Source organism: Hydrogenophaga sp. (assembly GCF_051007235.1).
Lineage (GTDB): Bacteria > Pseudomonadota > Gammaproteobacteria > Burkholderiales > Burkholderiaceae_C > Hydrogenophaga.
This window is the reverse complement of sequence record NZ_JBPCSJ010000361.1, coordinates 1-2,970: the sequence shown is the minus strand read 5'-3', so window position 1 is coordinate 2,970 and position 2,970 is coordinate 1. Positions and strand designations below refer to the sequence as shown.

The window sequence follows — 2,970 nt, the reverse complement described above, 5'->3', positions numbered from 1 at the left end:
ACATAGCGGCGCTGGCCCTCGGCGTACAGCGTGTCGAAGGCCAGGCTGGACTTGCCCGAGCCCGACAGCCCGGTGATCACCACCAGCGCGTGCTTGGGGATGTCCAGGTCGATGTTCTTGAGGTTGTGCGTGCGCGCGCCGCGCACCGACAGCATGGTGGCACTGGCGGGGGCGGCAAGGGGCGATGCGAGGGGCTTGTGGTCCACAGGGAGGGTGTCAAAAAGGCAACCTTGCATGATAAGGCGCGGCGCTGTGTCGCGTCGACGCCGCCCCTGCCGTTGCGGCCTTTCGGACACAATACGCAGCTTCCCGCATCCCTTCACGCCCCGCCGTGCCTTCCCTGAACACCGCTTCCCCGATGACGCCCGCCACAGCCCCCGACGCGGCACGCATGACGGCGAGCGAACGCCGGGCCAGTTTCTCGTTGGCCTCCATCTACGCCTTGCGCATGCTGGGGCTGTTCCTGGTGCTGCCGGTGTTCGCGATGGAAGCCAAACACTACCCCGGCGGCGACGACCCGTGGCTGGTCGGGCTGGCCATGGGCGCCTATGGTCTGACGCAGGCGATGCTGCAGGTGCCGCTGGGCATGGCATCGGACCGGCTGGGACGCAAGCCGGTGATCCTGGCCGGACTGGCGCTGTTCGTGGTGGGCAGCCTGGTGGCCGCCTGGGCGCCCAGCCTGCCCTGGCTGGTGGCCGGGCGCTCCATTCAAGGTGCGGGCGCCATCTCGGCCGCCGTCACGGCGCTGCTGGCCGACCTCACGCGCGACCAGGTGCGCACCAAGTCGATGGCGCTGGTCGGCATCAGCATCGCGCTCATGTTCGCGCTGTCGCTGGTGCTCGCGCCGGTGCTGGTGCCGCACATCGGACTGTCAGGCCTGTTTGTGATGACCGCTGTGCTGGCGCTGACCGGCATGGCCGTGGTGGCCTGGGTGGTACCGCCCGAGCCGCTGGAACACCTGGCCCCGTCGCGAGGCGGTCTGCGCGAGGTGCTGCGCAACGCCGAGCTGCTGCGGGTGGACCTGGGCGTGTTCGTGTTGCACGCGGTGCAGATCGCGATGTGGATGTCGGTGCCCGCCTTGCTGACCAAGGCTGGCGTGGCCAGCCCCGCGCAGTGGAAGGTGTACCTGCCTGCTGTGCTGGGCTCGCTGCTGATCCTCGGCGGCTTGCTGTTCCGGCTGGAGCGCAAAGGCTATTTCAAGCAGGTGTACCTGGGCACCATCGCGCTCATCGTGCTGGTGCAGCTGGGCTTTTTGCTGAGCCTGAACGCGCCGTCGATCTGGGCGGTGTCGCTGCTGCTGTGCCTGTACTTCGTCGGCTTCAACGCACAGGAGGCCAGCCAGCCCAGCCTGGCGTCGCGCCTGGCCGAACCGCGCCAGCGCGGCGCGGCGCTTGGCGTTTACAACACCCTGATGTCGCTGGGCATCTTCGCCGGTGGCAGCCTGGGCGGCCTGGTGGTCAAGACCTGGGGCAGCGGCGGCATCTTCGTGTTCAGCGCGGCGCTGATGCTGCTGTGGCTGCTGCTGGCCGCGCCCATGAAAGCGCCTTCGCCCCACGCCTGAGCCGGCAGGTCCTTTTTCACATCGGGTCGTCTGGGCGGGCGCTGGCCGCCGCCTCCTTTGCCCGTGCCTGGGCTTCGCGCAGCGGTCTCATCATCAGCGCCGACAGGGTGCTGTAGAGCGGGCGACTGATCAGCCGCGCGATCAGGCTGGCGATCATGGCCGCGGCCATGAGGCTCAGCACCATCGGACGGCCGTCGATCATCTCCATCACGATGATGAACGAGGTCAGCGGCGCCTGCGTGGCGGCCGCCAGGAAGCCGGCCATGCCCATGGCGATCAGGCTGGGCGCCAGCGTCTGGAACTGCGCGCCCGCCACCAGCTGGGCCACGTCGTGGCCGATACCGGCGCCGATGGACAGCGAGGGCGCGAAGATGCCGCCGGGCACCCCGCTCCAGGCGGTGAGCCAGGTGGCCACGAACTTGAGCAGCACGTACAGGCGCGAGGCGTCGCTTTCGCCGGCCAGCATGTGGCGCACCTCTTGAGCACCGGCGCCGAACGTGGCGCCGTCCGACGCCAGGCCGATGACGGCAATCACCAGGCCGCACACAGCCGCAAAGCGCACCGGATAACGCTTGCGAAAGGCACTGAACCGGTCGGGCATGCCGGCCGCCGATGCCGCCAGCAGCCGCGCGAACAGGCCGCCCAGCACGCCGCAGACCACCGCCACCATCAGGCCCGGCAGCAGCGCGCCCCAGCCCAGCTTGGGGACGGCGACGGAGCCGAAATAGCTGAGGTTGCCAAAAACCGAAACACTGACCAGACCGGCCAGCACGATGGCCGCGATGATCAGGCCGCTGTTGCGCGACTCCAGCTTGCGCGAGAGCTCCTCAATGGCAAACACCACCCCGGCCAGCGGGGCGTTGAAGGCGGCGGCAATGCCGGCGGCACCGCCGGCCACCAGCAAGGCGTGGTCGCTCATGCCCGAGCCGGGGCGCAGCCAGCGCCGGGCGTTGTGCATCACACCGGCCGCGACTTGAACCGAGGGGCCCTCGCGTCCGGCCGACAGGCCGGCCAGCAGGCTCATCGAGCCCAGCAGCATCTTGGCCGCCGTCAGGCGGACAGAGACGAAGCGGTGGCGCATGTCCCGTGGCAGGTGCGGGTCCAGGGCGGTCATCACCTGGGGAATACCGGAGCCGGCCGCACCAGGGGCAAAGCGGCGCGTGGCCCAGACGATGAAGGCGGTGAGGGCGGGCGTCCAGACCAGCACCGCCCAAGGGGCGCGCTCGTGCAGGAGGTGGAACCACTCAAAGGCGGTTTCGCTCATCAGCGTGAAGATCACCACACACAGACCAGCGGCCACCGCATAGGCCAGCACGATGGTCCGGTCCAGCCAGCCCCGGCCGTCGGACAGTTCGTCCTGCAGATTCTGAAAAAAGTCCGGCTCGCCTTTCATGCAAGGCGCAGTGTAG

At 69.1% G+C, this 2,970-nt stretch carries 3 protein-coding genes; 1 reads left to right on the top strand and 2 read right to left on the bottom strand.

Translation table 11 applies throughout. The features are described from left to right. On the bottom strand, window positions 1-206 hold a 206-nt coding region (locus tag ACR2JA_RS12995), incomplete at its 3' end, for a hypothetical protein (RefSeq protein ID WP_434009501.1). A gap of 152 nt (window positions 207-358) precedes the next feature. On the opposite strand from ACR2JA_RS12995, the gene ACR2JA_RS12990 reads away from it, so the two are divergent. After that, window positions 359-1,561: an MFS transporter gene (locus tag ACR2JA_RS12990; RefSeq protein WP_434009499.1), complete on the top strand. Its 1,203-nt coding sequence runs from the start codon at window positions 359-361 to the stop codon at window positions 1,559-1,561. A 16-nt stretch (window positions 1,562-1,577) separates the two neighbouring features. Here ACR2JA_RS12990 and ACR2JA_RS12985 read toward each other — a convergent pair whose 3' ends face one another. Beyond that, window positions 1,578-2,954, bottom strand: coding sequence for a chloride channel protein (locus ACR2JA_RS12985; protein ID WP_434009500.1), 1,377 nt, complete (start codon window positions 2,952-2,954; stop codon window positions 1,578-1,580). Window positions 2,955-2,970 lie beyond the last annotated feature (16 nt).

Coding starts and splice junctions, on each gene's coding strand:
- ACR2JA_RS12990 (WP_434009499.1), top strand. CDS start 359: ATGACGCCCGCCACAGCCCCCGACGCGGCACGCATGACGGCGAGCGAA.
- ACR2JA_RS12985 (WP_434009500.1), bottom strand. CDS start 2,954: ATGAAAGGCGAGCCGGACTTTTTTCAGAATCTGCAGGACGAACTGTCC.